This window comes from Pseudomonas sp. IT-P395, from assembly GCF_949767675.1.
Classification (GTDB): domain Bacteria; phylum Pseudomonadota; class Gammaproteobacteria; order Pseudomonadales; family Pseudomonadaceae; genus Aquipseudomonas.
Window position 1 is genome coordinate 314,389 of sequence record NZ_CATKPW010000011.1, and the last position, 26,462, is coordinate 340,850.

At 60.6% G+C, this 26,462-nt stretch carries 28 protein-coding genes and 1 pseudogene; 11 read left to right on the plus strand and 18 right to left on the minus strand.

The annotated features are described in order from the left end of the window. Positions 1-621, plus strand: a complete 621-nt coding sequence (locus ACM6IN_RS10070) for a cell wall hydrolase (protein ID WP_123376714.1) — start codon at positions 1-3, stop codon at positions 619-621. Here the strand turns inward: ACM6IN_RS10070 and ACM6IN_RS10075 are convergent. After that, complete coding sequence (locus ACM6IN_RS10075) at positions 618-1,505, minus strand: LysR family transcriptional regulator (protein WP_095113573.1); 888 nt, start codon at positions 1,503-1,505, stop codon at positions 618-620. The two genes, ACM6IN_RS10070 and ACM6IN_RS10075, sit on opposite strands and share 4 nt — an antisense overlap. Positions 1,506-1,608: 103 nt before the next feature. On the opposite strand from ACM6IN_RS10075, the gene ACM6IN_RS10080 reads away from it, so the two are divergent. Next, positions 1,609-3,006, plus strand: a complete 1,398-nt coding sequence (locus ACM6IN_RS10080) for an MFS transporter (protein ID WP_414893704.1) — start codon at positions 1,609-1,611, stop codon at positions 3,004-3,006. Positions 3,007-3,108: 102 nt separating this feature from the next. On the opposite strand, the gene ACM6IN_RS10085 is transcribed toward ACM6IN_RS10080, so the two are convergent. The 4 genes from ACM6IN_RS10085 to ACM6IN_RS10100 form a co-directional block, all read right to left on the minus strand. Beyond that, entirely contained in the window at positions 3,109-4,557 is a 1,449-nt protein-coding gene (locus ACM6IN_RS10085) for a heavy metal sensor histidine kinase (protein WP_414915903.1), read from the minus strand. After that, a complete protein-coding gene (locus tag ACM6IN_RS10090; protein ID WP_414915904.1) occupies positions 4,554-5,225 on the minus strand; it encodes a heavy metal response regulator transcription factor in 672 nt (223 codons plus the stop codon). The genes ACM6IN_RS10085 and ACM6IN_RS10090 overlap by 4 nt, the downstream gene beginning before the upstream one ends. Before the next feature lie 9 nt (positions 5,226-5,234). Next, a complete protein-coding gene (locus ACM6IN_RS10095) occupies positions 5,235-5,492 on the minus strand; it encodes a DUF2790 domain-containing protein (protein WP_414915905.1) in 258 nt (85 codons plus the stop codon). Between the two features lie 230 nt (positions 5,493-5,722). Further along, entirely contained in the window at positions 5,723-6,433 is a 711-nt protein-coding gene (locus tag ACM6IN_RS10100; RefSeq protein ID WP_007918401.1) for a murein L,D-transpeptidase catalytic domain family protein, read from the minus strand. A 151-nt stretch (positions 6,434-6,584) separates the two neighbouring features. Here ACM6IN_RS10100 and ACM6IN_RS10105 point away from each other — a divergent pair, with 151 nt between their 5' ends. After that, positions 6,585-8,201 (plus strand): L,D-transpeptidase family protein, encoded by a 1,617-nt coding sequence (locus ACM6IN_RS10105; protein WP_095113570.1) that lies wholly within the window; start codon positions 6,585-6,587, stop codon positions 8,199-8,201. 3 nt (positions 8,202-8,204) lie between these two features. On the opposite strand, the gene ACM6IN_RS10110 is transcribed toward ACM6IN_RS10105, so the two are convergent. Then, complete coding sequence (locus ACM6IN_RS10110; RefSeq protein ID WP_414915906.1) at positions 8,205-8,720, minus strand: DoxX family protein; 516 nt, start codon at positions 8,718-8,720, stop codon at positions 8,205-8,207. A 392-nt stretch (positions 8,721-9,112) separates the two neighbouring features. Between ACM6IN_RS10110 and ACM6IN_RS10115 the strand changes: the two genes are divergently transcribed. The 3 genes from ACM6IN_RS10115 (at position 9,113) to ACM6IN_RS10125 (ending at position 12,312) form a co-directional block, all read left to right on the plus strand. Further along, the gene (locus ACM6IN_RS10115) at positions 9,113-9,997 is read left to right on the plus strand and encodes a LysR substrate-binding domain-containing protein (protein WP_007915644.1); all 885 of its coding nucleotides are present in this window, start codon (positions 9,113-9,115) and stop codon (positions 9,995-9,997) included. 99 nt (positions 9,998-10,096) lie between these two features. After that, positions 10,097-11,212: an agmatine deiminase gene (aguA, locus tag ACM6IN_RS10120; RefSeq protein ID WP_414915907.1), complete on the plus strand. Its 1,116-nt coding sequence runs from the start codon at positions 10,097-10,099 to the stop codon at positions 11,210-11,212. A gap of 2 nt (positions 11,213-11,214) precedes the next feature. Further along, positions 11,215-12,312, plus strand: coding sequence for an extracellular solute-binding protein (locus ACM6IN_RS10125; protein ID WP_414915908.1), 1,098 nt, complete (start codon positions 11,215-11,217; stop codon positions 12,310-12,312). A 335-nt stretch (positions 12,313-12,647) separates the two neighbouring features. On the opposite strand, the gene ACM6IN_RS10130 is transcribed toward ACM6IN_RS10125, so the two are convergent. The 3 genes from ACM6IN_RS10130 to ACM6IN_RS10140 are packed head-to-tail and all read right to left on the minus strand — an operon-like array spanning position 12,648 to position 15,191. Next, a complete protein-coding gene (locus tag ACM6IN_RS10130) occupies positions 12,648-13,277 on the minus strand; it encodes a DNA-3-methyladenine glycosylase family protein (protein WP_414915909.1) in 630 nt (209 codons plus the stop codon). Between the two features lies 1 nt (position 13,278). After that, a complete protein-coding gene (locus ACM6IN_RS10135; RefSeq protein ID WP_414915910.1) occupies positions 13,279-14,076 on the minus strand; it encodes an isocitrate lyase/PEP mutase family protein in 798 nt (265 codons plus the stop codon). Between the two features lie 32 nt (positions 14,077-14,108). After that, complete coding sequence (locus ACM6IN_RS10140) at positions 14,109-15,191, minus strand: bifunctional transcriptional activator/DNA repair enzyme AdaA (RefSeq protein WP_007915654.1); 1,083 nt, start codon at positions 15,189-15,191, stop codon at positions 14,109-14,111. 210 nt (positions 15,192-15,401) lie between these two features. On the opposite strand from ACM6IN_RS10140, the gene ACM6IN_RS10145 reads away from it, so the two are divergent. Further along, complete coding sequence (locus ACM6IN_RS10145) at positions 15,402-15,815, plus strand: VOC family protein (protein ID WP_414915911.1); 414 nt, start codon at positions 15,402-15,404, stop codon at positions 15,813-15,815. On the opposite strand, the gene ACM6IN_RS10150 is transcribed toward ACM6IN_RS10145, so the two are convergent. Next, positions 15,812-16,432 (minus strand): LysE family translocator, encoded by a 621-nt coding sequence (locus ACM6IN_RS10150; protein WP_095113563.1) that lies wholly within the window; start codon positions 16,430-16,432, stop codon positions 15,812-15,814. The two genes, ACM6IN_RS10145 and ACM6IN_RS10150, sit on opposite strands and share 4 nt — an antisense overlap. 275 nt (positions 16,433-16,707) lie before the next feature. Between ACM6IN_RS10150 and ACM6IN_RS10155 the strand changes: the two genes are divergently transcribed. From ACM6IN_RS10155 to ACM6IN_RS10165, 3 genes are all read left to right on the plus strand, one after another. After that, on the plus strand, positions 16,708-17,322 hold the full coding sequence (locus tag ACM6IN_RS10155; protein WP_007915661.1) for a biliverdin-producing heme oxygenase: 615 nt from the start codon (positions 16,708-16,710) through the stop codon (positions 17,320-17,322). After that, positions 17,319-19,556, plus strand: a complete 2,238-nt coding sequence (locus tag ACM6IN_RS10160; RefSeq protein ID WP_414915912.1) for an ATP-binding protein — start codon at positions 17,319-17,321, stop codon at positions 19,554-19,556. The genes ACM6IN_RS10155 and ACM6IN_RS10160 overlap by 4 nt, the downstream gene beginning before the upstream one ends. Before the next feature lie 250 nt (positions 19,557-19,806). Beyond that, positions 19,807-20,394 carry a LysE family translocator gene (locus tag ACM6IN_RS10165; RefSeq protein ID WP_414915913.1) on the plus strand — a complete coding sequence of 196 codons (588 nt, stop codon included), beginning with the start codon at positions 19,807-19,809 and terminating at the stop codon, positions 20,392-20,394. A 121-nt stretch (positions 20,395-20,515) separates the two neighbouring features. On the opposite strand, the gene ACM6IN_RS10170 is transcribed toward ACM6IN_RS10165, so the two are convergent. The 5 genes from ACM6IN_RS10170 to ACM6IN_RS10190 form a co-directional block, all read right to left on the minus strand. Continuing rightward, positions 20,516-20,824 carry an antibiotic biosynthesis monooxygenase family protein gene (locus ACM6IN_RS10170; RefSeq protein ID WP_414915914.1) on the minus strand — a complete coding sequence of 103 codons (309 nt, stop codon included), beginning with the start codon at positions 20,822-20,824 and terminating at the stop codon, positions 20,516-20,518. A 22-nt stretch (positions 20,825-20,846) separates the two neighbouring features. Then, positions 20,847-21,830: a zinc-dependent alcohol dehydrogenase family protein gene (locus ACM6IN_RS10175; protein ID WP_414915915.1), complete on the minus strand. Its 984-nt coding sequence runs from the start codon at positions 21,828-21,830 to the stop codon at positions 20,847-20,849. A gap of 61 nt (positions 21,831-21,891) precedes the next feature. Next, entirely contained in the window at positions 21,892-22,194 is a 303-nt protein-coding gene (locus ACM6IN_RS10180; RefSeq protein ID WP_007910618.1) for an ArsR/SmtB family transcription factor, read from the minus strand. 74 nt (positions 22,195-22,268) lie between these two features. Beyond that, entirely contained in the window at positions 22,269-23,102 is an 834-nt protein-coding gene (locus ACM6IN_RS10185) for a helix-turn-helix domain-containing protein (protein WP_414915916.1), read from the minus strand. A 35-nt stretch (positions 23,103-23,137) separates the two neighbouring features. Next, positions 23,138-23,641 carry a VOC family protein gene (locus tag ACM6IN_RS10190; RefSeq protein WP_160040761.1) on the minus strand — a complete coding sequence of 168 codons (504 nt, stop codon included), beginning with the start codon at positions 23,639-23,641 and terminating at the stop codon, positions 23,138-23,140. Between the two features lie 131 nt (positions 23,642-23,772). On the opposite strand from ACM6IN_RS10190, the pseudogene ACM6IN_RS10195 reads away from it, so the two are divergent. Then, positions 23,773-23,964: pseudogene (locus ACM6IN_RS10195) on the plus strand (hypothetical protein); the annotation flags it as partial. A gap of 212 nt (positions 23,965-24,176) precedes the next feature. On the opposite strand, the gene ACM6IN_RS10200 reads toward ACM6IN_RS10195, so the two are convergent. The 3 genes from ACM6IN_RS10200 to ACM6IN_RS10210 form a co-directional block, all read right to left on the minus strand. After that, positions 24,177-24,845, minus strand: a complete 669-nt coding sequence (locus tag ACM6IN_RS10200; protein ID WP_007910612.1) for a class I SAM-dependent methyltransferase — start codon at positions 24,843-24,845, stop codon at positions 24,177-24,179. Positions 24,846-24,975: 130 nt separating this feature from the next. Then, positions 24,976-25,887 carry a carboxymuconolactone decarboxylase family protein gene (locus tag ACM6IN_RS10205; RefSeq protein ID WP_414915917.1) on the minus strand — a complete coding sequence of 304 codons (912 nt, stop codon included), beginning with the start codon at positions 25,885-25,887 and terminating at the stop codon, positions 24,976-24,978. A 157-nt stretch (positions 25,888-26,044) separates the two neighbouring features. Continuing rightward, a complete protein-coding gene (locus ACM6IN_RS10210; protein WP_122660744.1) occupies positions 26,045-26,410 on the minus strand; it encodes a DUF6124 family protein in 366 nt (121 codons plus the stop codon). Between the last annotated feature and the right edge of the window lie 52 nt (positions 26,411-26,462).

Sequence of the window (26,462 nt, forward strand, 5' to 3'; positions counted from 1 at the left end):
ATGGGATTGAAAGGATGGGCGGGTTGTCTCGTATTCACCTTGTTGGCAGGCTCTGCATGGGCCACCGATCAGGCCCCGATCAAAGCGAAGGCTGAAGAAAAAGCCCAAGTACTGGAAGAGAAAGCGGCGGACAAAGTCAGCGCCGCACCGGCACCGAAAGCCGAAGCCATTACCCCCACCGAAGTGCAGGCAGTGGACCCGGTCGGCGCCGCGCCGCTGGATGATCCGATCACTTGCCTGGCGCGCAGTATCTATTGGGAAGCCAAAGGCAAAGACACGCCGGAAATGGAAGCCGTGGCCAGTGTGGTGATGAATCGCCTCGGCCACGAAGGCTTTCCCGACACGGTGTGTGCTGTCGTCAAACAAGGCTCGGAAACCAAAAGCTGCCAGTTTTCCTGGTGGTGCGATGGGCGTCCGGATCAGGTCAAGGAAGATGCCGAATACACGCTGGCCAAGGACATCGCCCGCAAAGCGCTGAACCGCCAACTCAAGGATCGCACCAACGGCGCGCTGTATTTCCACGACCGCAACGTGCATCCGAGCTGGGCCAAGGAGTACCGCAAGACTGCCGAAACGAAAAAATTCCTCTTCTACAAACCAGCGGGTGGCGACGCGCGTTAAGCGCAGACCTGCCGCACACAATCGCGCAACCAGCGATGCGCCGGGTCGGCGTCCATGCGCGGGTGCCAGAGCATCGACACGCTGATGTCCGGCATCGCGAAGGGCAGGGCGAAACTGTGCAGGCCCGTGCGCAGTTTGCTCGTATGACGTTGTGGAACGGTGGCAATCAGGTCTGATTCCCGCACCAGCGTCAGCGCTGCCGAGAAGCCACCGAACGAGGTGACGATGTCCCGCGTCAGTCCGAACGCGAGCAGTGCTTCGTCGACCGGGCCGCTGCTGCGCCCACGTCGGGAGATAAGAATGTGCTGGCCACCGGCAAAGCGCTTGCTGGTTATTTTTCCCGCGCTCAACGGATGCCCCTCACGCACTACACCGATCCACTGATCTTGAAACAGGATGCGGCTGTGCAGCGTCGGGTCGGTGCTGTCGTCGACCACGCCGGTTTCCAGATCGACACGGCCTTCGCGCAACGGCGTGCTGTCCTTGTCGGCTTTCTGCACAAAACGCAGGCGCACGCCGGGTGCTTCTTCGGCGATCCGCGCGAGCAGAGCGGCGGCAAAGGTTTCAACAAAACCGTCGGTGTTGCGCAGGGTGAAGGTGCGTTGCAAGCGGCCGGGGTCGAGCACTTCGGCAGGTCGTAAAACCGCCTCGGCGTCTTGCACCAGATGGCTGACTCGTTCGCGTAATTCCAATGCGCGGGGTGTTGGCACCAAGCCACGACCCGCTCGCACCAGCAACGGATCTCCGGTGGTTTCGCGCAGACGGGCAAGGGCGCGGCTCATGGCCGACGGGCTCAACCGCAAGCACTGGGCGGCGCGGGCGACGCTGCCTTCACGCAGTAACACGTCGAGGGTAATCAGCAGGTTCAGATCCGGGGCGCTCATGACATGGCGTTCCATGCAGGTATTGAGTGCAAAGCATGCGTCTTGCGCCGTGTGTTGTCGAGGCTCAGGCTATGGCCGGTCACCTTTGCACTGTGAGCCTGCCATGTCCCAAGAATCCCTGAGCACTTCGGCCCGATGGGCGCTGACCAGTCTGGCCCTGTCGATGTTGATGCCGTCGCTGGACACCAGTATTGCCAACGCAGGGTTGCCGATTCTGGCGACGGCGTTCGAGGCGACGTTTCAACAGGTGCAATGGATCGTGCTGGCTTACCTGCTGGCGATCACCACGCTGATCGTCAGTGTCGGGCGGCTGGGCGATGGCTTTGGTCGACGTCGATTGCTGTTGATCGGGATCGGCATTTTCACCAGCGCTTCGTTGGCCTGCGCGCTGGCACCGGGACTGGGCTGGCTGATCGGTGCGCGAGCGGTGCAAGGCGTCGGCGCGGCGATCATGTTCGCCTTGACCGTGGCGTTGGTGGCCGATGCGGTGCCCAAATCGCGGGCGGGCAGCGCGATGGGGTTGCTGGCAACAATGTCGGCGACGGGCACCAGTCTCGGGCCGTCGCTGGGCGGGCTGTTGATGACGCATGTCGGCTGGCAGGCGATATTTTTGCTCAACGTACCGCTGGGCTTGCTCAATGCGTGGCTGGTGTACCGCTATTTGCCGGCGGATCGGGCAACAGGGCCGCGAGTCGCGTTCGATTATTCTGGCAGCGTGGTGCTGGTGTTGACGCTGGCGGCCTATGCGCTGGCAATGACCCTTGAAGGTTTCACCGTGCCATTGCTGCTGGCCAGCCTGGGCGGCGCAGGATTGTTCATCGTGGTCGAGATGAAGGCCAAGTCGCCGCTGATTCGTTTGTCGCTGTTTAGCGACGCGCGATTGAGCAGCAGTCTGACGCTGACGTTGCTGGTGACCACGGTGATGATGACCACGCTGGTGGTCGGTCCGTTTTACTTGCACCGGGGTTTGGGTCTCAGCAGCACAATGGTCGGCGTGGCGTTATCGATCGGACCGCTGTTGTCTGCGTTTGGCGGTGTGCCGGCCGGGCGTCTGGTGGATCGTTTCGGCGCGCGCCGGATCGTGCCGGGCGCGTTGCTTGGCATGGCCTGCGGTTGTGGCTTGCTGGCGCTGTTGCCGATGAGTCTGGGGTTGCCCGCCTATTTGCTGCCGATTGCAGTGGTCGCCGTCGGCTATGCGCTGTTTCAGGCGGCGAACAACACCGGGTTGATGGCCGGAGTTCGTCAGGAGCAGCGCGGCGTGGTTTCGGCGATGCTCGGGCTGGCGCGCAATCTTGGCTTGATTACCGGGGCGGCAGTAATGGGTGCGGTGTTTGCGCTGGCGGCGGGGGATCCGACGCAAGCGCCGGCAACGGCGATTGCCAGTGGATTGCATATCACTTTCGGCGTCGCCTCAGCACTGATGCTGACAGCCCTGATCATCAGCCGAGCCGAGATCAAGCTGTGGGAGCGACAGCGCGCCGATTCGACCTGCTCGCGGTAGCTGCGGGTCAGGGAAAGTTGATGTTGATCAAGCTGACCTCATCGCTGGCAAGCCAGCTCCCACAGGGTTTTGGGTTGGCCGGAAATCTGGATTCAGCGCCAATCATTGTGGGAGCTGGCTTGCCAGCGATGACGGCGGAAAAGTCGAGGAAGGTGATTGCCGGGCAGGGAAGAACAATTCGAAGCAGGTGATGCCATCGACACTGCTGACGCTATAGCGGCCCTGATGCAACTGCATGATGGTCGCGACAATCGACAGGCCCAGACCATTGGATTGCGCCGAGCGTTCACGGGACTGATCGACCCGGTAAAAACGTTCGAACAGCCGCGCCAGATGCTCAGGCGCAATGGTCGTGCCGTGGTTGCGCACCCGCAAATAACTGCCATCCGCCTCGGCAATCGCTTCCACCTGCACCGTCGAATCCGCCTCTCCGTACTTGATCGCATTGGCGCACAGATTGGCCAGTGCGCGGCGTAGCAGCATCGGCTCGGCCCAGATCACACCGCTGCCACGGGCCTCGATACTCATCCCGACATCTGCCGCCAATCCTTCAAAGTAATCGGCAATGCGTTGCATCTCATCCGCCGCGTCCAGCTCCTGGCGCTGGCTCAGGGCACTGTCCGGATCGGTGCGGGCCAGAAACAGCATGTTGTCGAGCATCCGCGTCAGCCGTTCGAGCTCTTCGACGTTGGAGGCGAGCAACTGCTGATAAGCCTCGATACTGCGATTCTGCTGCAGCGCGACCTGGGTTTCGCCGAGCAGATTGTTGATCGGCGTGCGCAGTTCATGGGCCATGTCGGTGGACACCTGACTCAATTGCGCAAAACCCGTGGCGAGGCGGTCGAGCATGGCATTGAACGCCTCGATCATCGGCTGCAATTCTCGCGGCGCACCGCTGCTGGCGAGGCGTTCGCCAAGGTTGCCGACACCAATGCCATGAGCGTGCTTCGCCAGTTGCCGCAACGGCAGCAAACCGCGATACACCAGCAAACAGCCAACCACCGCCAGTAACAGTGCCGCCAGCGAGGCGAGTCCATAAACACTCAAACGGTAATTGGCGAGCATCGCCGTGCGCTCGCTCATCAGGCGCCCGGTGGTGACTTGCAGATTGCCCAGTTCTCCGGAATCGATACTCGCCGCCACCGCCGAAAACGGCACGCCGTCGACACTCGGCAGATACTGTACGTCTTTGAGTGTCATCGCATGATCGATGGGCACCGCTGGCAACGTCGGTGTATTCAGGTTGCCCGGGTTGACCACCAGCAGCGGCGGTTGCCCCGGCGTGCCGATGGTCAGCAGTGCTTCGTGGTTGCCGAGCATGTTCTGGAACAGCGCCGGTTTGTTCTTGATCAGCTCCAGAGTGTTGCTGTCGTTGAGAAAGGTGCGCAACTGATCGACGCGGCTGACCAGCGCTGTGTCATCACGGCGGATCAACTGTTGCTCCAGTTCGTTGTACAGCGCAGCGCCGAGGCCAGCCAGCGAGGCGAACGCAAGCAGGGCGAACACCAGCGCCAGGCGCAAGGTCAACGAATACGGCCGAGGGCTGCTCATGGCTGCGTATCGAAGCGATAACCGATGCCGCGCACGCTGTGGATCAGCTTGAGCTGGAACGGATCATCGATCTTCGCCCGCAAGCGGCGCACGGCGACATCGACCACATTGGTGTCGCTGTCGAAATTCATGTCCCACACCCGTGAGGCAATCAGCGAACGCGCCAGCACTTGCCCGGTATGCGTGGCGAACAACTGCAGCAACGCAAACTCTTTGTTGGTCAGGGTGATGCGTACACCGGCACGGCTCACGCGGCGCTTGAGTACGTCCATCTGCAGGTCGGCGACTTGCAGTTGTTCGTCTTCATGGATCGGCCCGCGCCGGGTCAGGGTGCGCAGGCGCGCCACCAGTTCGGCAAAGGAAAACGGCTTGATCAGGTAATCATCAGCGCCCAGTTCCAGGCCTTTGACGCGGTCAGCAATGTCATCGCGAGCAGTGAGGAACAGCACCGGCGTGTCAGCCTCCTTGCGCAACCGGCGCAGGACTTCCCAGCCATCCATTTTCGGCATCATCACATCGAGCACGATCACATCGAAACTGTGTTCCAGCGCCAGGTGCAGCCCGTCGGCACCGTCGCGGGCGAGGCTGACGCTGTAACCCAGTTCCTGTAATCCGTTGAGCAGGTAATTGCCGGCCTTGGGTTCGTCTTCGACAACCAGAATATTCATCGATCAGTCTCAATGGTCATTGATGCAACCGCTGCCTTGTACCTGATAGTCCAGCACATGCTCGCGGCCCTGATGGTCGAGATAATTCATTTGCGCCGGGACCACGCCACACGCTTGTGAAATATCGGTGCTGGACAGGACTTTGTCGACATCCAGCTTGACGTAGAAGCCGGATTTGTCATGAATCACGGCGGTGTCGGGCATGTTCGCGGCGAACGCGCTGCCGGTGGCGAGGAGGGCGGTGAAGGCGAGCAGGAGGCTTTTCATGATCAGTCACTCAGTGGTCAAAGTTGATCGGCATTGGCGCCGGGACAACTTCAGGCTACCGAGCGATCCGCACGGCAAACCGACAGCTGAATGACAAAGTTGTAATGAAAGTGACTGCGAATCTCCCTGTAGGAGCTGCCGAAGGCTGCGATCTTTGATCTTGCTTCTAAAAGTCAAAGTCGAAAGATCGCAGCCTTCGGCAGCTCCTACAGGGGATTTGTGGTGGTCGGTCAGCTCGCGTGGGTATTGAGGATGCTCGCCACCTGCTGCGGCTGGCAGTTCAGATAAGGCGAGGACTTCAACCAGCGCTGATCCGGGTACCACGAAAACATGAACTGGCCGTTCTTCAAGCGGTCGATCACCTGCTTGGCAATCTGTGGTCGTACCGCCGGGCAGCCCTGGCTGCGGCCGATGCGCCCCTGTTTCTTGCTCCACAACGGATTCACATAGCTGGCGGCGTGAATGACGATCGCACGATCGCGGGCCATGTCATTGAAACCCGGCTCCAGACCGTCCATGCGCAGCGAATAACCGTGGGTGCCGCTGTAACTTTCCTGGGTGCGGAACAGGCCGAGGCTGGACTGGTAACTGCCTTCGACATTGGAAAACTGCGTGGCGAAGTTTTCCCCGGAGTTGGAGCCGTGGGCGACCAGATCGCGCAGCACCAATTTCTTTTTGCTCAGGTCGAAGATCCACAGGCGGCGTTCGGTGGACGGTTGCGAATAGTCGATGATCGCCAGATGGCGGGACGGCTTCGCACCGTTGTTGACCGCGCATTGCATGGCGTTCAAAGCACCTTTCAGCGCTTGGGGATTGAGTTCTGGCGCGGCGTGCGCGAGGCTGGTGAAGAGAACCGGCGATGGTTTGCCGGCGGCAAAAACTGGACTGGTCACGACGATAGCGGTGGCAGTCAGCAGAAGTCGGCGCAAAAACGTCAACATTTTATAAAGTGTCCTCACTTGCTACATATTTGGCACTTTGGCTCCTGACTCCCAGTCAATACCCGCAAGCCCGCAGATCGAGCCTGACTGTTCAGCGCACCTGATGTAAGGTTGGCCATCATCTAGACGGCCATGGATTGGAGTAAAGCAGTTGTTCAAAAAGTACGCATGCTACTTGAGCATTTGTTTGCTCGCTGCGCCGTTTGTCGCTTGTGCCGATGAGCCGCTGCCACCGCTGGAGACATTGCCAACACCACCGGCGGAAATGCCGGTCGAGCCGCAAAGTCCGTTGCAGGCGGTGTTGATCAGTCTGGCGCAGTCGTGTCCGGCGATTGCCACGCGCCTCAACGGCCCGGCGCTGACGCAACTGCAAGCGTTCTACCAGCAGCAGGACTGGATGCCGGTGTGGGCTAACGAATCCGCACGATTGCCGGTGTTGCATGCGCAATTACAGCTGTTGGCCGATGATGGCCTCAATCCAAAAAACTATCCGATCGCCACCACTGCGCCTCAGGATGGCGAGTTGTGTGCCGACATCGACATCAGTCGCAACTATCTCCAGGCCCTGCAGGATTTGCACTACGGTCTCCTGCTGCAATCGCACTTCGAACCGCTGTGGCATGCCGACGCCACTCCGCGCGACCGTCAGGCGGAATTATTGGCCATCGCCGTTCCCGGCCTGCACGACATTCCCGCTGCGTTCGACCTTGCCCGTCCGCGTCTGGCGCAATATCAGGACCTGCGTCAGCTCTATGCGGCGCAACGGCTCAAAACCTTGCCGCAATGGCAAGCGGTGGGCAACGGGCCGCTGCTGCGCCCGGCCATGGAAGACAAACGCGTACCGGAACTGGCCCAGCGTCTGTACAGCGAGGGCTATCTGACCCAGATCATTGGCACACCCGGCAATGCGTATGACGGCGTGCTGGTCGACGCCGTGAAGAGTTTTCAGGCCAACCATTCCTTGCAGGCTGACGGTGTGGTCGGGCCGGGAACGATTGCTGAACTCAACATCAGTCCGCTGACCCGCCGCGAACAGTTGCGGGTCAACCTCGAGCGTTTCCGCTGGATGGCCCAGGACCTGGAGCCCAATGGCTTGCTGGTCAACGTCGCCGCCGCTGAACTGACGCTGTATCAGGGCGGCGTGGCGGTGTGGCAAACGCGCACTCAGGTTGGCCGCGCCGAGCGCCAGACGCCGTTGCTCAAATCCCGGGTGACACGCCTGACCCTGAACCCGACCTGGACCGTGCCGCCGACCATCTGGAAAGAAGACAAACTGCCGGAAATCCGCAAGGACCAGACCTTCCTCAGCCGCCAGAACCTGCAAGTGCTCGACGCCAACGGTCAGCCGCTGGCGGCAGCGGACATCGACTGGGACAACCCCGGCAACATCATGCTGCGTCAGGATGCCGGGCCGCGTAATCCGTTGGGGCAAATGGTCATCCGCTTCCCCAACCCGTTCTCGGTGTATCTGCACGACACGCCGAGCAAGGCGCTGTTCGAAAAAGGCCCGCGCGCCTTCAGCTCCGGCTGCGTGCGGGTCGAGCATCCGATGCAATTGCGCGACTTGTTGCTCACACCCGCAGAAAAGGCCCGCACCGAAACCCTGCTGGCCACCGGCACCACCCACGAATTTCGCCTGTCAGCGCCGGTGCCGATCCTGATGACTTACTGGACGGCACAGGTCGACAGCAGCGGCCGCGTGCGTTACTCACCGGACATCTACAGCCGTGACAGCGCCTTGCTCGCCGGCCTTGATCGGGCGCATTGAGCCTCAGCGGGTGCTCTGGTTCCAGAACACCCGCGCCAGCCACGCATCGACACTCAACTTGCCGGCGCCAGCGAACACCAGCGGCAGCAGCGCCGCCAGGTAAATCGCCGGCAGCTTGAAGTTGCCGAAACCTTTGTTAGTGATCGCATAACCCTGCGCCAACTCGCTCAGTGACGACCAGTCAGCCGGCCAGTGCACGGCGGCGGTGGCGACGACGGTGACCACGATCAGCGAGATCGCCGAGATTCGTGTGCCGAAGCCCACCAGAATCGCCAGTGCGCAGATCAGTTCAGCCCACATCGACAATTCCCAGTTGAGCGTTGCCGGCAGGTGATCGAACGGGAAGGGGAATTTGTCCTGGATGTCTTCGAACCAGTTCTGCCCGTTGAATTTCTCCAGTCCGGACTCGAAGAATTCCCAGGCGATGAACAGGCGCAGGGTCAGTGGGGCGAGCCAGGTACCGGCGCGGTCGAGGTTCAGGTGCAGGGATTTGACCGCAGTTGAAAGGGTGGTGGTCATGAGGCGTCTCCGGTGAATTGAGTGAAATCGACCGGGTCATTTCAGCTTTGGGGTGTATCGGTGATGTGTCGGCAGGATGGGGAATTGTGCGTTGGGTGTGTCTGCGGCTTCCGGGTATACAGTGCGATACAGGCAAAAGCCCCTCACCCTAACCCTCCCGAAACGTCGGACCGCCCAGAGGGAGAGGGGACTGACCGAGTTGTCTTGCGTCATCCATCGACCTGGGAAATCCGGTCGATTATGGATTCACCCAAGCACGTTCAGGTCGGCGTACATCGTCAATATCCCCCGATCGGCCCCCTCTCCCTCCGGGAGAGGGCTGGGGTGAGGGTAACGGGCTGGACTCATATCGACGAGCCAGTCAGCATGACTAAAAAAACGGACCACCCCCCATGCGACGACTCCCCTCCCTGGCCGCCCTGCGCACCTTCGAATGCGCCGCCCGCCACGCGCATTTCGGCCGTGCAGCCGCCGAACTGTGCGTCACCGACAGCGCCGTCAGCCATCAGATCCGCCAGCTCGAAGAACAACTCGGCGTCTCGCTGTTCATCCGCGAAGGCCGACAAATCCGCCCGACCATCGCCGCCGGGCGGCTGATGCAAAGCCTGCAACAAGCCTTCGAACTGATCGGCGATGCCTGCGATGAATTGCGCGATCCGTCGTCGCTGGCGGTGCTCAGACTGGCCGTCACTGCCGAACTCGCGCAAAAGTGGCTGATGAGTCGCCTCACTGATTTCTACGCGCGTTATCCGCACATCACCTTGCACCTCTACGAACAACCGATCGACGCCACGGCGCCCGGCGAAGACATCGACCTGGCGATCACCTATGGCACCGGCCCGGTGGACAGCAGCGCCTACTTCGTGCGGCCGCTGCCAGCCTTGCAGTTCTTCCCGGTGTGCAGCCCCGGCCTGTTCAACCAGGGCAGCTTGAAAACCCCGAAGGATCTGGCCCGTCACTGCCTGCTGCACGACGATCAGGACGGCAAGACCTGGACCGCGTGGCTGACCAGCCACGCCGGTGATCTACGTCCGCAGCGTCAGTTGTATTTCGCCCACGCTGGTTTGGCGTTGGAAGCGGCGGCGCAAGGGCAGGGCGTGGCCATGGGCGATAACCTCACCGCGCAGGAGGATTTACAGAGTGGTCGCCTCGTGCGGCCCTTCGCATCCAGCATGACTGCCCTCGGCCAATATGCGTTGGTCTGTGAACGGCTGCGGCTGGAGCGTCCGGCGGTGGCGCAGATGCTCGAATGGTTCAACGATCAACTGGCCGATTGATGAGTTGAATTCAACTGTTCCGCAATAATCATCGTTGGCGGGCGTACTGCGTGCGCCCTTAGCCTGTGGTCATTCCCATCGCGAAGACGAGGTTTGACCATGGCACGTTTGCTCGACTCCACCCCCAAACAGGACGGCTTCCGTCTGCCCGGCGAATTCGAAACCAAGTCCGGCTGCTGGCTCGGCTGGCCGGAGCGCACCGATGTCTGGCGCAACGGCGCCAAACCGGCGCAGAAAGTCTGGGTGCAGATCGTCACCGCCATCTCCCACAGCGAACCGGTCACCGTGTGCGCATCGGCCGCGCAGTTCGCCACGGCCCGCCGGCAGTTGCCGCCGCAAGTGCGCGTGGTCGAGATGACCTGCAACGACACCTGGTTTCGCGACAGCGGCCCATGCTTTGTGGTCAACGATCAGAGCGGTGAAGTGCGCGGCGTCGACTTCGAATTCAACGCCTATGGCGGTCTTGACGGCGGTCTCTATTACCCGTGGGACAAGGACGACCAGATCGCCAGCAAGATCCTCGAAATTGAGCGCTTCGACCGCTACCGCGCGCCGCTGATTGCCGAGTTGGGCGGCATCCAGAGTGACGGCGAGGGCAGCATCCTCACCACCGAACAATGCCTGCTCAACCGCAATCGCAACCAGCATCTGGGCAAGGACGAAGTCACCCGACGCTTGACCGATTACCTCGGCGCCGAGAAAGTCATCTGGCTGCCACGCGGCTGCAAGTTCGACGAAACCGACGGCCATGTCGACGACCTCGCCTGCTTTGCGCGTCCCGGTGAAGTGGTGTTGCAATGGACCGACAACCGCGACGATCCGCAGTGGGAAATTTATCAAGAAGCCTACGACATCCTGCGCAGCACCCGCGACAGCCGTGGCCGCGAGTTGATCGTGCACAAGCTGCCGCAACCGGACGTGCTCGAGTGGACCGCCGAAGAAGCCGACGGCCTCGACCAGCAGGACAGCACCCACACTCGTCAGGCCGGCACGAAAATCTGCGCGTCGTACATCAACTACTACGCCGGCAACAGCTCGATCGTTGTGCCGCTGTTTGGTGATCGTAACGACAAGGTTGCCATGGCGACGCTGGCCGAACTGTTCCCGCAGCACAAGATTGTCGGCATCGAGAACTCCCGGGAAATCCTTCTCGGCGGCGGCAACGTCGCGTGCATCACCATGCCGCAATACGCCGGCCTGAAAAAAGGAGCCTGACCATGCGCCTGCACAAACTGACTCAAGCCTTGATGCTGGTGCTCGCCCCCTTGTGTGTGCAGGCTGCCGACACCGCCAAACCGGTAGTAAATCTGTACATCTGGGGCGAGTACCTGGCGCCGGATACCCTGAAGAATTTCGAGGCGCAGACTGGCATTCATGTGGTCGCCGATCACTTTGATTCGCTGGAAACCGTCGAGACCAAACTGCTTACCGGGCGCAGCGGTTACGACTTGGTGTTGACCGCCGGACAGCACCTGTCGCGGGCCATCGAGAGCGGCGCGATCCAGCCGTTGGACAAGGCCCGGGTGCCTCACTTCGCCGGGGTCGGTGAAGAGTTTCGCCAGCACATGGCGGTGTTCGATCCGGGCAATCGCTATGCCGGGATTTACGCCTGGGGCACCACTGGCTTCGGCTATCAGGAGGAGGCGATAAAACAGCGGTTACCCGAGGCGCCGACGGACAGTTGGGCGATGTTGTTCGATCCGGCGGTGGTTTCGAAATTCGCCGATTGCGGGGTGAGTCTGCTCAACGATCCCAACGAAGTATTTGCCGCTGTCATGAAGTACATGGGGCTGGACATCAATCGGCAAAATCTTGATGACTTGAAACTCGCCGAGCAGCAACTGGCGAAGATCCGGCCGTATATCCGCTATTTCGACAATGATCTGAATATCAGCGATCTGGCCAATGGCAATACCTGCGTGGCGATGTCGTGGAACGGCAATGTCGCCATTGCGGCGGGGCAGGCGGAGGCGGCGAAGAAGCCGTTCACATTGAGTTACCGGATTCCGAAAGAGGGCACGTTGATCTGGTTCGATGCCATGGTCGTGCCCAAGGACGCGCCGCATCCCCAGGCCGGGATGGCGCTGATGGATTATCTGATGACGCCGGAAGTGATTGCGCCGATCACCGACACCATTCACTACGCCAATGCGATCACGGCGGCGGATGGTTTGGTCGATGCCGCAATACGCAATGATCCGGGGACGTATCCCTCGGCCGCCGTCAGGGCCACGCTGTACAGCAAAAATGATAATGGCAAGGCGTTCAATCGGGCGCTGATGCGGGCGTTCAGCCGGTTGAAGTCCGGGCTGTGAAAAGCAGACCCTCACCCCAGCCCTCTCCCGGAGGGAGAGGGAGCCGAGCGAGGAGTCTTGCGTTATACATCGACCTGAAAAACCGAGTCGATTATGGATCTAAGTCTTGGCGTTCATGGATTCAAAGACGTTATTTCAGGTCGACGTAAAATCTCCAATATCCTCCAATCAGTCCCCTCTACCTTTGGGCGGTCCGACGTTTCGGGCGGGTTAGGGTGAGGGCAGTCGATTATGGAATTGAGAAGTCTTGGCGTTCATGGTTTCAAAGACGTTATTTCAGGTCGACGTGAATCTCCAATCTCCCCCAATCAGTCCCCTCTCCCTCTGGGAGAGGGCTAGGGTGAGGGCAGCGGTTTAGGCACCCGCCACAAATACCACGCCGCCACCGTCCGAAAAGGACTCCAGGCCAACCCGATCTCAACCATCTGCCTGCGCGTTGGCTGCACCTCCAGCCCCTTCAACCGCCGATACCCCTCGCGAACACCAAAATCATCCGCCGGCAGAATATCCATGCGTTCCAGGCTGTAAATCAGCAACATCTCCACCGTCCAGCGACCCACCCCGCGCAAACTGACCAAACGTTCGATCAACGCCTCATCGTCCATCGCCAGCGCCGTGGCGTAATCCGGCACCACGCCATCCAGCGTCGCCTGGGCAATCCCTTGGATCGTCGCAATCTTGCCCGCGGAAAACCCGCAACTGCGCATGCGCTCAAAATCCGTCGCAAGGATTTGCTCCGGCCGCGGAAACGACTGCCCAGGAAACAACCCCACCAGCCGCCCGACAATCGCATCGCCGGCCTTGGCATGCAGTTGCTGATAAGCAATCGCCCGCACCAGCGACTCGTAGGGATCACGCGCCGGATGCGGTTGATGCCGGCACGGGCCGACCGCTGCGATATGGCGTTGCCAGTCCGCATCGAGCGCGGACAGAAACTCGCTGGCCGCTTGATAGGCATCAGGCATGTTATTTCAGCAAGCCGTTGACTTCGCCGTAGGTGAAAGCCTTGAGATCATGGGTATCGAGTTTGCCGCTGGCCAGAAAGCTTTTCACCAGCCCGCCCATGGCGCCATAGAGGAATTCGGCGATGCCGGAACCCGCGCTCAAGCGGCGCACGCCCAGCGCTTGCAGTTCTTGCGGCGAAGGCAGGCAAGCGAAACCCAGGACATTGACCGGCAGCGTCGTGCCTTTGCAGATGGCCTCGATTTCATAGGCCGAGGTGACGCCCGCCGCGAACAAACCATCCGCGCCGGCCGCTTGATACAGCGCCGCGCGGTGCAGGGTTTCGGCGACGCGATCCTCGGCCGGCACAAGGCTTTTCAGATAGACATCGGTGCGTGCATTGATGAACAGCTGCACCTCGCGCTTGTTGGCCACCTGTCGCGCCACTTCGATCTTGCGCGCGAGCAACTCGGGGTCGGCAGAACCGTCCTCGATATTGATGCCCACTGCCCCCGCTGCGATCACCGCATCCAGCACTTCGGCGACGGGCCCGAGGTCATCGGAATAGCCGGCCTCGACATCCACGGTCAAGGGAATGCTGATCACCCGGGCGATGGATTCCACCGTCGACACCAGACGTTCAAGGGGCAGGGTGTTGCCGTCCGGGTAACCGTGAGCCCAGGCCACTGCCGCACTGCTGGTGGCCACGGCTTTACCGCCCAGGTGCTCGACCAGTCGCGCACCGGTGGCGTCGGCGACATTGGTCAGAATCAACAGACCTTGCTGGTGCAACTGGTGAAACTGCGTAGCGAGCGCGTTCATCAAAAATCCTTCTTGTCAGTTGATTCGGTGGGTCAGAATGCCAGTTGTTGGGTGAGTTGCACGGCGGCGTTTTCCAGCCGCAGCAGAAACGCCTTGCGCGGTTGTCCACCACCATAGCCGGTGAGCGAGCCATCCGCGCCGATCACCCGATGGCAGGGCACCACAATCGATAACCGATTGTGCCCGTTGGCCAGACCGACCGCGCGACTGGCGCCGGGTTTGCCCAAACCGGCGGCGATGGCGCCGTAGGTGCTGGTGTGGCCGTAAGGTATCTGCAGCAGCGCCGACCAGACCTGCCGGGCGAACTCGCTGCCGGGCAGGTGCAGTGGCACGGTAAAGGTCGTCAGTTGACCGGCGAAATACTGCGCCAGTTGCTGCTCGATCTGTTGCAGATGTGGGTTGTGCCCCGGCGCGACCGCATAGCCGTAGCGGTGTTGCAGTTCTTCGACTTCGCGGGTCAGCGCCGGGCGATCAAGAAACTCCAGCAGTACCAGGCCACGCCGCTCGGCCATGGCAATCATCGGCCCCAGCGGGGTGGTCAGTCGGGTGAACAGCAGCGGCTCGCTGTGTTCGGCGCGACCGGGGGTGATGTGGAACGACTTCTGGAAAGCATCACGAAAACCGCTGAGCGATTCATAACCGGAATCAAACGCGGCGTGATCAATCGAGGTGCCTTGCTTGATCCCGCCCAGCGCCATGCCCAAGCGGCGCGTTCGCAGCCACGCATGGAAGGTCATGCCGAAGTGCTGCTTGAACCAACGGCGCAGCTTTAGCGGCTCGATGCCTTCAGCGAGCAGTTGTGCGTCGCTCCAGCGCAGCTCTGGATCGGCCTCCACGGCGGTGAGCAGGCGCTGCACCCAGTCCGGCGCGATGGCCGCCGCGTCCAGCGGTTTACAACGCAGGCAGGCGCGATAGCCCGCCGACAGACAGTCATCAGCCTGGGCGAAGAACTCGACGTTCTCCGGTTTCGGCTTGCGCGCCGTGCAGCTGGGGCGGCAGAAGATTCCGGTGGTTTTCACGGCCGTAAAGAACACGCCTTCATAGGCAGTGTCGCGTTCGAGCATGGCGCGAACCATTTCGGCGTGGGGCGGCAGGACAGCGGTTTGTATGTTCATGGCTCGAGAGTAAAACCAGTTTGTCGATGGCTCCACCGAAAAATCGACAGTGAATTTTCAAATCCCCTGAACTACCGTGTAGGAGCTGCCGCAGGCTGCGATCTTGATCGTTCCCACGCTCTGCGTGGGAATGCAGCCTGGGACGCTCCGCGTCCCAAAATCCCAGATCGCCGCTATCGGCAGCTCCTACCGTTTGTTGAGGTGTGCCCGATGCATCCATTTTCCATCCAACATATCGATCACATCGTCCTGCGCGTCGCGGATCTGCAACGCAGCATCGACTTCTACGGTCAAGTCTTCGGCGCCGAAGTGGTCAAACGCAACGAACCGCTGGGCCTGATACACCTGCGCGCCGGCACTTCGATGATTGATCTGGTCGACCTGCAAGGCGAACTCGGCCGCAAGGGCGGCGGGGCGGCCGGCAGCGAGCGGCGTAACGTTGATCATTTCTGCCTGCGCATCGAACCGTTCGACGAAGAAACGCTAAGCGCACACCTGCAATCCTTCGGCCTGAGCGTGGCAAAAGCCGAGTCACGCTTCGGCGCCGAAGGCAAAGGGCTGTCGCTGTACTGCTTCGACCCGGACGGCAATCAGGTCGAACTCAAAGGCCCGTCCGAGGCTTAAGCGCGTTTGGCCATCAACAGCACCGAAGCCGCCGCCGACAGCAGGCCTGCGCAGCAACGATTGAACATTCGTTTTCCGCGCGGCTCGGCGAACCAGCGGCGCATGTGCAGGCCCATCCACGCGTAGGCGCTGATGGCGATCCACTCCAGCAGCAGAAACAGCACGCCCAGCACCGCAAACTGCGCCGGCACCGGGCGTGCCGGGTCGACGAACTGCGGCAGAAACGCGGTAAATAACAGGATCGCCTTCGGATTGCCCGCCGCCACCAGAAACTCCTGCCGCGCCAACGCAAAGAAGCCAACGGTCGCGCCCGTCATCTGCTGCTCGGCCTCAGGATTGGCCCGCCATAACTGCCAGGCCAAGTACAGCAAATACGCCGCGCCAATGATCTTGATCGCATGGAACAACCATTCTGAAGTTTGCAACACCACCGACAGACCGGCACCGGCCAGCGCGATCATCCCGGCAAACGCCAGAATCCGCCCGATACCCGCCGTGCAGGCGCGGCGAAAGCCATAACGCGTGGCGTTGCTGATCGATAGCAGGTTGTTCGGCCCGGGGGCCATGTTCAGGGCGAAACAGGCCGGAAGAAACAGGATGAGCGTGGCGAGATCCATGGCGGCACTCCAGTAACGAGAACGATATTTTTATCACAGCCTCCGGGCGCCCAGACCCATACAGTCACGCGGTGCTGTCGCGGTACAGCGCCCGGCGCCGTTGGGCAACGCGGTCGAACTTTTTGCAGATGCCTTCACTCTGAATGACTCAGAGGGTGATGGTTTCGGCAGAAATAACTATCCGGCCGGTCAGAAACCGCGATAGCCGTGTAAAATTTCGCCGACGTTGCACTCACCCCGTTTGGCCCCAGGCGGCCCCACCAAGAGCGATCTACATGCAAGCAAAGGCCCGTGAAGTTTATGTGCCACCGGTGCTGCAAGATCTGCGAGCCGGCACTGCCGAGCTGCACATCGCGCTGGAAAAACGCCTTCCCTTTTTCTCCGATACCCTCGATACCCAGGCCTTTGTCCGGCTGGTGCAGGCCTATTACGGCTTCTATTTACCGCTGGAAAACGCACTGCAGCAAAGCGATGCAATCCCCACCGATTTTGATCTGGCGCCCCGCCTCAAAACGCCAACCCTGCGCGCCGACCTGCTAGCTCTGGGCGTATCCGCCGCAGCGCTGCAAAGCCTGCCGCACTGCCAGCAGTTGCCGATCATCGACTCAAGCGCTGCCTGCCTGGGCGTGCTCTACGTCCTCGAGGGCGCGACGCTCGGCGGGCAGATTCTGCGCCGCGAAATCTCTTCACGGTTAGGCCTGGAAGCCAACAACGGCGCGGCCTTTCTCGATATCTACGGCGCCGCCACGGGCCGGCGCTGGCGCGATTTCATCGAATATCTGGGCAATCAGCCGATGAGCGCCGATGAGCGCGCCGCCGTCGTCACAGCGGCACAAACCACATTCAGTTGTTTCGAGCGCTGGCTCGAAAGCCGGGAGGTACTGGCATGAACCCGCAAGACAAAGAAGCCTTTGAAGAACTGCTGGCCAACTGTGCCGATGAGCCGATCCGTTTTCCCGGTGCGATCCAGCCCCACGGTTTGTTGCTGACCCTGAGCGAGCCTGAGTTGGTGATCATTCAGGTCAGCGCCAATGTCGAAACGTTGCTGGCCCGAGAGCCGCAAAGCCTGATCGGCCAGCCGCTGGAAAGCCTGATCGGCGACGCCGAAGCGGCAAAAGTGCGCGAGGCCTTGCTGCAACCGTCGCTGTCCGACTTGCAGCCGCTGCGCTTCAGGCTCAACGGCACCGCGTTCGAGGGCTTGTTGCATCGTCATCAGGGCGTATTGATCCTGGAGCTGGAAATCCACGTCGAGAACTTCCAGCCGCGCAACGTCGCCGGCAACCAGACTCATCTGGGGCGCATGCTTCAGCGTCTGCAAGCGGCGACCACGTTGCAGGCGCTGTACGACATCAGCGTCAAGGAAATCCAGGCCATGACCGGTTACGACCGGGTGTTGATCTATCGTTTCGAGGAGGAGGGCCACGGTCAGGTCATCGCCGAAGCCTCCGACCCGTCGATGGAAGTGTTCAATGGCCTGTTCTTCCCGGCCTCGGACATTCCCGAACAAGCGCGCGAGCTGTATCGCACCAATTGGCTGCGGATCATCCCCAATGCCGACTATCAACCAGTGCCGCTGCTGCCAAAGTTGCGCCCGGACACGAACACGCCGCTGGACCTGAGTTTCGCCACCCTGCGCAGCGTGTCGCCGATCCACTGTCAGTACATGAAGAACATGGGCGTGCTGTCGTCGATGAGCATTTCCCTTCTCAAGGGTGACAAGCTCTGGGGCCTGATCAGTTGCGGCAATCGTCAGCCACTGCACGTGCCGCACGAATTGCGCGCGGCGTGTCAGACCATCGGCCAGGTGCTGTCGCTGCAGATCAGCGCCATGGAAGCGCTGGAGATCAGCCGTCAGCGCGAAGAAAAAGTCGAAGCCTTGGCGCTGCTCAATCAAGCGATGATCGACTCGCCGCAGAATGTCTTCGACGGCCTCGCCAATCAGCCGCAGACCCTGATGGCGCTGACCAATGCCGGCGGTATTGCAATCATCGAAGACAAACAACTGCACCGCTACGGCAACTGCCCGGAGCCGGAAGACATTCGCGCCTTGCACAAGTGGCTGCAGGACAGCGGCGAGGCGGTGTTTGCCAGTCATCACCTGGCCAGCGTCTATCCGCCGGCCGCGCAGTTCCAGCAGGTGGCCAGCGGCGTGCTCGCCATGAGCCTGCCGAAACCGGTGGACAACGGCGTGTTCTGGTTCCGCCCCGAGGTCAAGGAAAACATCAATTGGAGCGGCGATCCACGCAAGCCGCTGGACCTGGAAAACTCCGATGCCGGCCTGCGCTTGCGCCCGCGCACCTCGTTTGAAATCTGGAAAGTCGAGATGGCCGGGATATCCACCAAGTGGAGCCACGGTGACCTGTTCGCTGCCAATGACCTGCGCCGTTCGGCACTGGAAAACGATCTGGCCCGGCAGGTGCGCCGCGAGCAGGAAGCGGTGCGCGCCCGCGATGAGCTGGTGGCGGTGGTCTCCCACGATCTGCGCAACCCGATGACCGTGATTTCGATGCTCTGCGGCATGATGCAAAAGGCCTTCAGCTCCGACGGCCCGCACACTTCGCGGCGCATCTCGACGGCCATCGACACCATGCAGCAGGCTGCCGGACGCATGAACACGCTGCTGGAGGACTTGCTCGACACCTCGAAAATCGACGCCGGGCGCTACTCCATCACCCCACAAAAGCTCGATGTCGCGCAGATGTTCGAAGAGGCGCAGGCGCTGCTTGCACCGTTGGCACTGGACAAGGACATCAGCATTTCCTTCGCGGCCGATCCTGATCTGCGCATTCATGCTGACCCGGAGCGGCTGTTCCAGGTGCTGTCCAATCTGGTCGGCAACGCGATCAAATTCACTCCGCGACTGGGCAGGGTGGGCGTGCATGCGACGTCGGTCGGCGATGACATTGTCTTCACCGTGCGCGATAGCGGCGAGGGCATTCCCAAGGAGCACCTGCCGCACGTGTTCGATCGTTACTGGACGGTGAAAGAGGGCAATCCGACCGGCACCGGCCTGGGTTTGTACATCACCCAAGGCATCGTCGAAGCCCACGGCGGGCGGATTTTCGCAGAGAGCGAACCGGGGCAGGGCAGCGAATTCCGCTTCACCGTGCCGCGTCTGGACTGAGCGTAGATTTTAATGTGGGAGCGAGCCTGCTCGCGAAAGCGGTGGGTCATGTGATCGTTCCCACGCTTCGCGTGGGAATACCTCAACGGACGCTCTGCGTTCGGCTCTGAAGGGGACGCGCAGCGTCCCAGGCTACATTCCCACGCAGAGCGTGGGAACGATCAGGATCACAGGGGCATTTTCTTCAATACCGGGGATCGGGTGCTGGTTAGGGTGAGCACCTTGTTCCTCGATTTGAAGCAGGTGTGCGATGAGTCTGATTGTTTCGATGGCGGCGTTTGCGTTGGCGGCGTCGATCACGCCGGGGCCAGTGAATATTGTGGCGTTGAGTTCCGGGGCGCAGTTCGGTTTTCGCGCCAGTCAGCGGCATGTCGCCGGGGCCACGTTGGGGTTTGTGTTGCTGCTGGTGCTGATGGGGCTGGGCTTGCATGAGGTGCTCAAGCTTTGGCCGTTCATGACCCGGGTGGTGCAACTGGCCGGCGTGGCGTTTCTGCTGTTCATGGCGTGGAAGCTGGCCGTGGATGATGGACAGTTGAACGCCAAGGATTCCGGGCGGGCGCCATCTATGCTGTACGGCGCGGTGATGCAATGGCTCAACCCGAAAGCCTGGCTGGCCTGCGTCGCGGGCATGGGCGCGTTTGTCGCCGATGGCGAGGCGCGGCTGGTGTGGCAGTTTGCGGCGGTGTATCTGGTGATCTGTTATCTGTCGGTCGGCTGCTGGGCTTATGCCGGGACGTTTTTGCGTGGGTATCTGAGCAACGCGGCGGGGATGCGCTGGTTCAATCGGAGCATGGCGGGGTTGTTGGCGCTGAGTGCTATCTACCTGCTGCTACCGTAAACCCTGTAGGAGTGAGCCTGCTCGCGATAGCGATGTATCAGTCAATATAGATGTCGACTGATACGCCGCTATCGCGAGCAGGCTCACTCCTACAATGAATCGCGGTGTAGCCGAGAGATTATTAGTCGAACGGCTGCTGAAAGGCGCCGCCCTCAATGTGATACACCTTCGGCTCTTCGGAAAAATATTCCTCCAGACCCAGCATGAACAGCCGATGGTCCTCACTCGCTTCAAACCCCGGCGTGTGATCCTCAAGGGATTGCCAGCGCACAATCAGATTGAACACCTCAGGCGTTTCAATTCCCTGCGCAAGCAAGTGCCCGCCGTAACCCTTGGCGCGCCTGAGCAGTGGCTCGACCCCGGCAAATGCCTGCCGGAAGGCTTCGCTGTTCCCTGTGTGAACGGGCAGTAAAGCGATCTCATAAATCATGATGTTCTCCTCGGGACTGAGTTCAGCGATTGGCGAGTTCGGGCGACGGCACGACAGCAATCGCAATTTTCCCTTGAACGCCGTTGTTGGGCGTTTCCAGCCGGGCATGGGCGAGACCGATGTCGGCCAGCGGATAGACCGCGCCAACGTGCGGGCGCAACTGACCGTTGGCGATCAATGCGCTCAACTCATCGAGTTTGCCGCGATTCTGTCGGGTGAACACGAAGTGGTAGCTGGCGTTCTTGCCCCAGGCCTGAATCAGGTTTTGCGGTTGGGCAAGGTCTACGATCGATACCACGCGGCCCAGTTGTGCGAGGGCGTCGGGGCTGCGCGCCAGGGTGTTGCCGCCGATGGTGTCGAACACAACATCGACGCCACGACCCTCGGTTTCGCGCAGGATCGCGGCGACATAATCTTCCTTTTCGTAATCGATCAGCACATCGGCGCCCATCTGCCTGGCGAACTCGAAATTGCCTTCACGCACAGTGGTGAAGACCTTCGCGCCGATGGCTTTGGCCAGCTGAATCGCGACATGACCAACGCCGCCCGCGCCGCCGTGGATCAGAATGCTCTCGCCGACTCTGAGCGCCGCCCGCACGACCAGCGCTTCCCACGCCGTGCCGCCCACCAGACTCAGGCTCGCCGCTTCAAGATGGCTCAGTGCGGCCGGCTTCTTGCCGACAATGTTTTCGGCCGCGACGTGGTACTCGGCATAACTGCCTGGACCGTCGAAAATCTGCGGGGTGTACCAGACTTCGTCACCCGGCATGAACGCTGTCACCCCCGGGCCGACCGCTTCGATAACGCCAGAGACGTCGTGCCCGGTGATGGCTGGCAGGGGCACCAGATCGGCATAGTCGCCACGGCGCACCTGATAATCCAGCGGATTGATGGAGGTGGCGTGCACCCGGACCAGCACTTCTCCCGCGTGTGGCACTGGTTTGGGCACTTCACAAAGTTCGAACGATTGTGCGCCGCCAAATGAAGTAAGGATCATCGCTTTCATTGCATTTCCTCGTTTCGGTAAAAAGGGATATCGGGAATTATCGATATATTGGGGCAAAAAATTACAGCTCGCTGCCGATGATCTCGGCCAGCGCACTGATCGCTGCTTCGTTACGTTTGTAATAGGTCCACTGCCCAATGCGCCTGACCTCGACCAGGCCTGCGCGTTGCAGCGTCGCCAAGTAATCGGACACCGTCGACTGCGACAGCCCGACGCCTTCCTGAATACTGCTGACGCAAACGCCCACCGTGTGCACGTCACCTTCATCCTGGGGAGGAAAATGTTTCTCGGGATCCTTCAGGCCTTTGAGGATTTCCAGGCGTGTGCGGTTCGAGAGGGCTTTGAAGATTTCGAGTAGGTCCATGCCGCGACGATATCGGAATTTACCGATATGTCAATATCTGAATGTGTTGGCCAGCGATCAATCGGGGCAAACCATCAGCCGCGATATTGGCCGGGCGTTGCCGCCAAATGTTGCTTGAAGGCTCGCTGAAAATGCGCCTGATCGGCAAACCCGGCTTCCAGCGCCACATCGGCAATCAACTGCCCACTGCGCAAACGCTCGCGGGCGAACTGGATGCGCTGGTTGACCAAAAAGGCGTGGGGCGTCATGCCGTAATGCTGTTTGAAGGCACGGATCAGGTACGAAGGCGACAGTTGTGCCGCCGTGCAGATGTCGTCGAGGTTCAGCAGCTCGGTACAGTGTTCGCGGATGAAATCGGCCGCGCGTTCCAGCTTGAAATTGGGTTCGCGCAGCGAGGGGCCGGCGGGATTCAACCGCAGTTGCAGGTCGCTGAAAAACTCCACCGCAGCGCTTTGTTTGCGCAGTACGTCCTGCTGTTCGTCGACCAATGTTTCATAAAGTCCATTCAGGTCGTTGAACAGCGCGGTGTCGTCGAGATGAGTAGTGGAGAAACGCCGAAACTCAAGATCACTGGCGAACCCCAACTGATGCTGCAAATCCGTCAGCCAGGGCGTTTCGACGTACAGCATCACATACGACCAGGGCTGATCATCGATCGGATTGCACGCATGCACATCGCCGGGATTCATCAGCACCACGGTGCCCGCCGCGACTTCGAACTGAGCTTGCTCATGCACATAGGTGCTGCGCCCGGCGGTGATTGCGCCGATGGAAAAATGCGCGTGGGAATGGCGCGCGTAGCAGACCTCGCGGCCATCGGCGATGGCCCGCGCTTCAATGAACGGCAGCGCCGCGTCGCGCCAGAAACGCGGGGCTTTTTCAGGGTTTTTGGCGGCAGCGTGTTTCATCGTTGTTATTCCCGGCAGGCCAGCGCGCCAGTGTATTAGCTCTGGCCGGCAAAGGCCCGTTCGAGTTCGGCAATGTCGAGTTTTTTCATCGTGAACATGGCCTGCATCGCTCGCTGCGATTTGCTGGTGTCGGCATCCAGCATCATGTGCATAAAGGCCACCGGCACGATCTGCCATGACACCCCAAATTTGTCCTTGAGCCAGCCGCATTGCTGGGCTTCGACCGGGCCGCCCTCGGACAGATGGCCCCAGAAATGGTCGACTTCTTCCTGATTCTGGCAGTTGACCTGAAACGAGATCGCCTCGCTGAATTTGAACATCGGCCCACCGTTGAGGCCGGTGAAGGTCTGGCCATCGAGTTCGAAACTGACGGTCATCACCGCACCTTCCGGCTTACCGTGAAATTCCTGACCGACCTTGCTGTAGTGGGTCAGGCCGGTGATTTTCGAATGATCGAAGATCGAGCAATAGAACTTCGCAGCGGCTTCGGCCTGATCGTCGAACCACAGGCAGGGCGTGAGTTTCTGAAAGCGTTGCATGGCAGTCATCCTCGGCAGGTTAGACACGCTGGATTAACAGCGTAGTCAGTCCTTGGTCGATTGCCGGTGCCGTAGATCGACAAGTTAGCGGGCGTCAGATCGTAGTCATAACGACTAAAGATTGAGTCAAATTGACCGGCATCTACGGCGCTTATCTCTACAACGGCCAGATGCCGATTGCGCTGCTGGTGGCGATGCACGCCCTGACCATCCTCGGCCCGACCCTGATCAAGATCGGCTACGTCATGCGCCTGCTGGCGCAGTACCGCATCCGTGGTCCCGAAACCACTGTGGGAGCTGGCTTGCCAGCGATTGCGGTCTGATATTCAACATTGATGTCGCCTGAAATACCGTCATCGCGAGCAGGCTCACTCCCACAGGTTTGTATGGTGGTCACAAATTCCTGGCACACCCAAACCACTGTGGGAGCTGGCTTGCCAGCGATGAGGCCAGTACCTTCAACATCAATGTTGACTGACCCGACGCCATCGCTGGCAAGCCAGCTCCCACAATGATTGATGGTGTTTCTGAAATCTCAGCGGCGCTCGGCAACCATCAGCAACGACTGCGGCACTGGACTTTGCGGATGCTGTGGCTCCTGCAAACCGGCCAATTGGAACCCGGCCATGTCCAGCGCATTCAGCCAACTCGACAACGTGCGGAAATACCACGGCATCGGCTGCCACTGACCTTTGAATCCCGCGAACGATTCTTCGCGCCAGCCATCCTGATAATCGCCTGCCGCGACAGACCATGGATGCAGTGTCTGAATGACCACAACCCCTGTGGGAACAAGCAAGGCATTCATCGCGGCAAGCAGCGGAATTATGTCTTGATGCAGTAGCGAGAAATTCGCGCACACCAGGTTGTAGTCACGACCGATATCGACCTTGCCATCGACCAGCGCTTCGTAACTCGCAACATGCACCCGCGCCGCCCCCGCCAGACGCGCCGCCTCGATCAGCCGCGCATCGCCATCCACACCGACAGCTTCAATCCCGCGATCCGCCAGCGCCCGCAACAACCAGCCTTCGCCGCAACCCAGATCAAGTACGCGCTGCGGTTGGCGGCCCATGATCGCCAGCACAATCGCCTGATCGGTAACCTGCTGACGGCTTTCAATGGCGCCGCTGCGGATCGCTTCGATCCAGGCATCAGCGTTGGCATGCCAGCTCTGCAAAAGGCTGGATTCGGGGGAGGGCATGGCGGTGTCCCGACTTTTGAAAACCACAGTATGGACGCTGATCGCGGGCAAGGGCTTGTAGATCAGCGCATTCACCACAACCCCGAACGCCGATTTTCTTTAAGACATCGATATCAGGTCCATTTTCAGGTCATTTTTTCGAAGCCGCCAAAACCTCCTTGAGCGCTGCATTCGCACGTTCGGCAGTCTGCGCATCCTCGTGTTTTTTCAACTGCTCAGTGACCTCGCCCAACTGTGCCGCGCTGAGCCCGACGCGCAAGCTTGCCGCCATATGCGCGCGCAGTTGCGGTTCCACGCCCGGCGTCGCTGCCAGCGCTCCGACGGTGGCCAGTTCGCGGCTTTGCCAGTCGAGGTTGTCGCGCTCGAAGATGTCGCCGAACAGGTGGCTTTGCAGGTACCGGTTGATCACCGGGGCGAATTCGAACACCGGGCCTTTGACCGGGGCGCCCGAGATCTTCGTTTGATTCGCGGTGCCGGCGGCCAGCAGTTCATCCCCGACTGGAATCGCCCGGCCCGGCTCACGCCCCGGCGCATCTTCAATGCCGCGTTGTTTGCGCGCCTGCACCACGGTCATGAGTTCATTCAAGGCATTGAGGCTGCGCGGGAAGCCGACGTAGGCGTAGAGCTGCACGAGAATTTCCCGGGTTTCGCTGATCGTCAGGCCGGCGTCGAGTCCTTGATTGAGGGCCGCGTTGAGGTTGGGCATGTCGCTGGTCGCCATGAACGCAGCAATCAGTGGAATCGTCTGTTGTTTGCTCGAAAGGGTTTGTCCGGTGGTTTGCGCGGTGGTCATGGATTTCGGTGCCTCGGCTGCTTGGGTGGTAAGGCTGAACATCGCGCCAACGCTCAGGCAGAGCGCCATGAGTGCGGGGAGGGCAGCGCTGCTGCGTGTGTCCGTGGCCATCGTGAAGGGCTCCGTCCACTGCGATTCTGCGATTCTCTGGGTATCCGTGGTCGGGCCATAACCACGGCTCAGGCCCATGCAGCCAAAGCCGAGGGCGGATACTTCGAGTGAACGGATGCCGAGTGTGTACTTGTGCATGTCGATCTCCCATTGGGCGTGGGGAGAAGACTAAGCGAGGTGACTGGTGAGGACTAGACGGGTAAATCGGGATGGCTTGATGAGTGCTGCTCATCAATCTGCGGGAGGCGGCAGAGCGAAAGTGAGGGTGTGACCCCTCACTCAGTCCGTCTGTTGACTACTGCGGGATGCGCAGCTTGTCCAGCAGTCGGTTGACCAACAGCTCGTTCAGCATGATCACCTGTTGCAGCGCCAGCAGCGGTTTGCGCTCCGGGCCGCCTATTGAGTTGGCGATGTTACCGGCCATGGAGTGGGCGTAGGAAAGCGACTCACAGGCTTCGACCAACAGGGTTTCTTCATCTAGCGTGGGGTCGACCAGATAGACCGGGCGAAACGGGGGCGAGCTTGGTGGAGCCCCCAGTGCTTCGGGTCGCAGGTAGTAGTCGAGGGCGCGGTCGGTTGCCTCTTTGACCTTTTGCGGGTTGAGCGCGGGGTCGTGAGGGATTGGATCGGTGGGCGGTGGATTTGGCGTGATTTTGAACATAGATAAAGCTCCAATTTGAAAAAAATGGGAGCCATCACCCTCGCTACCAAAC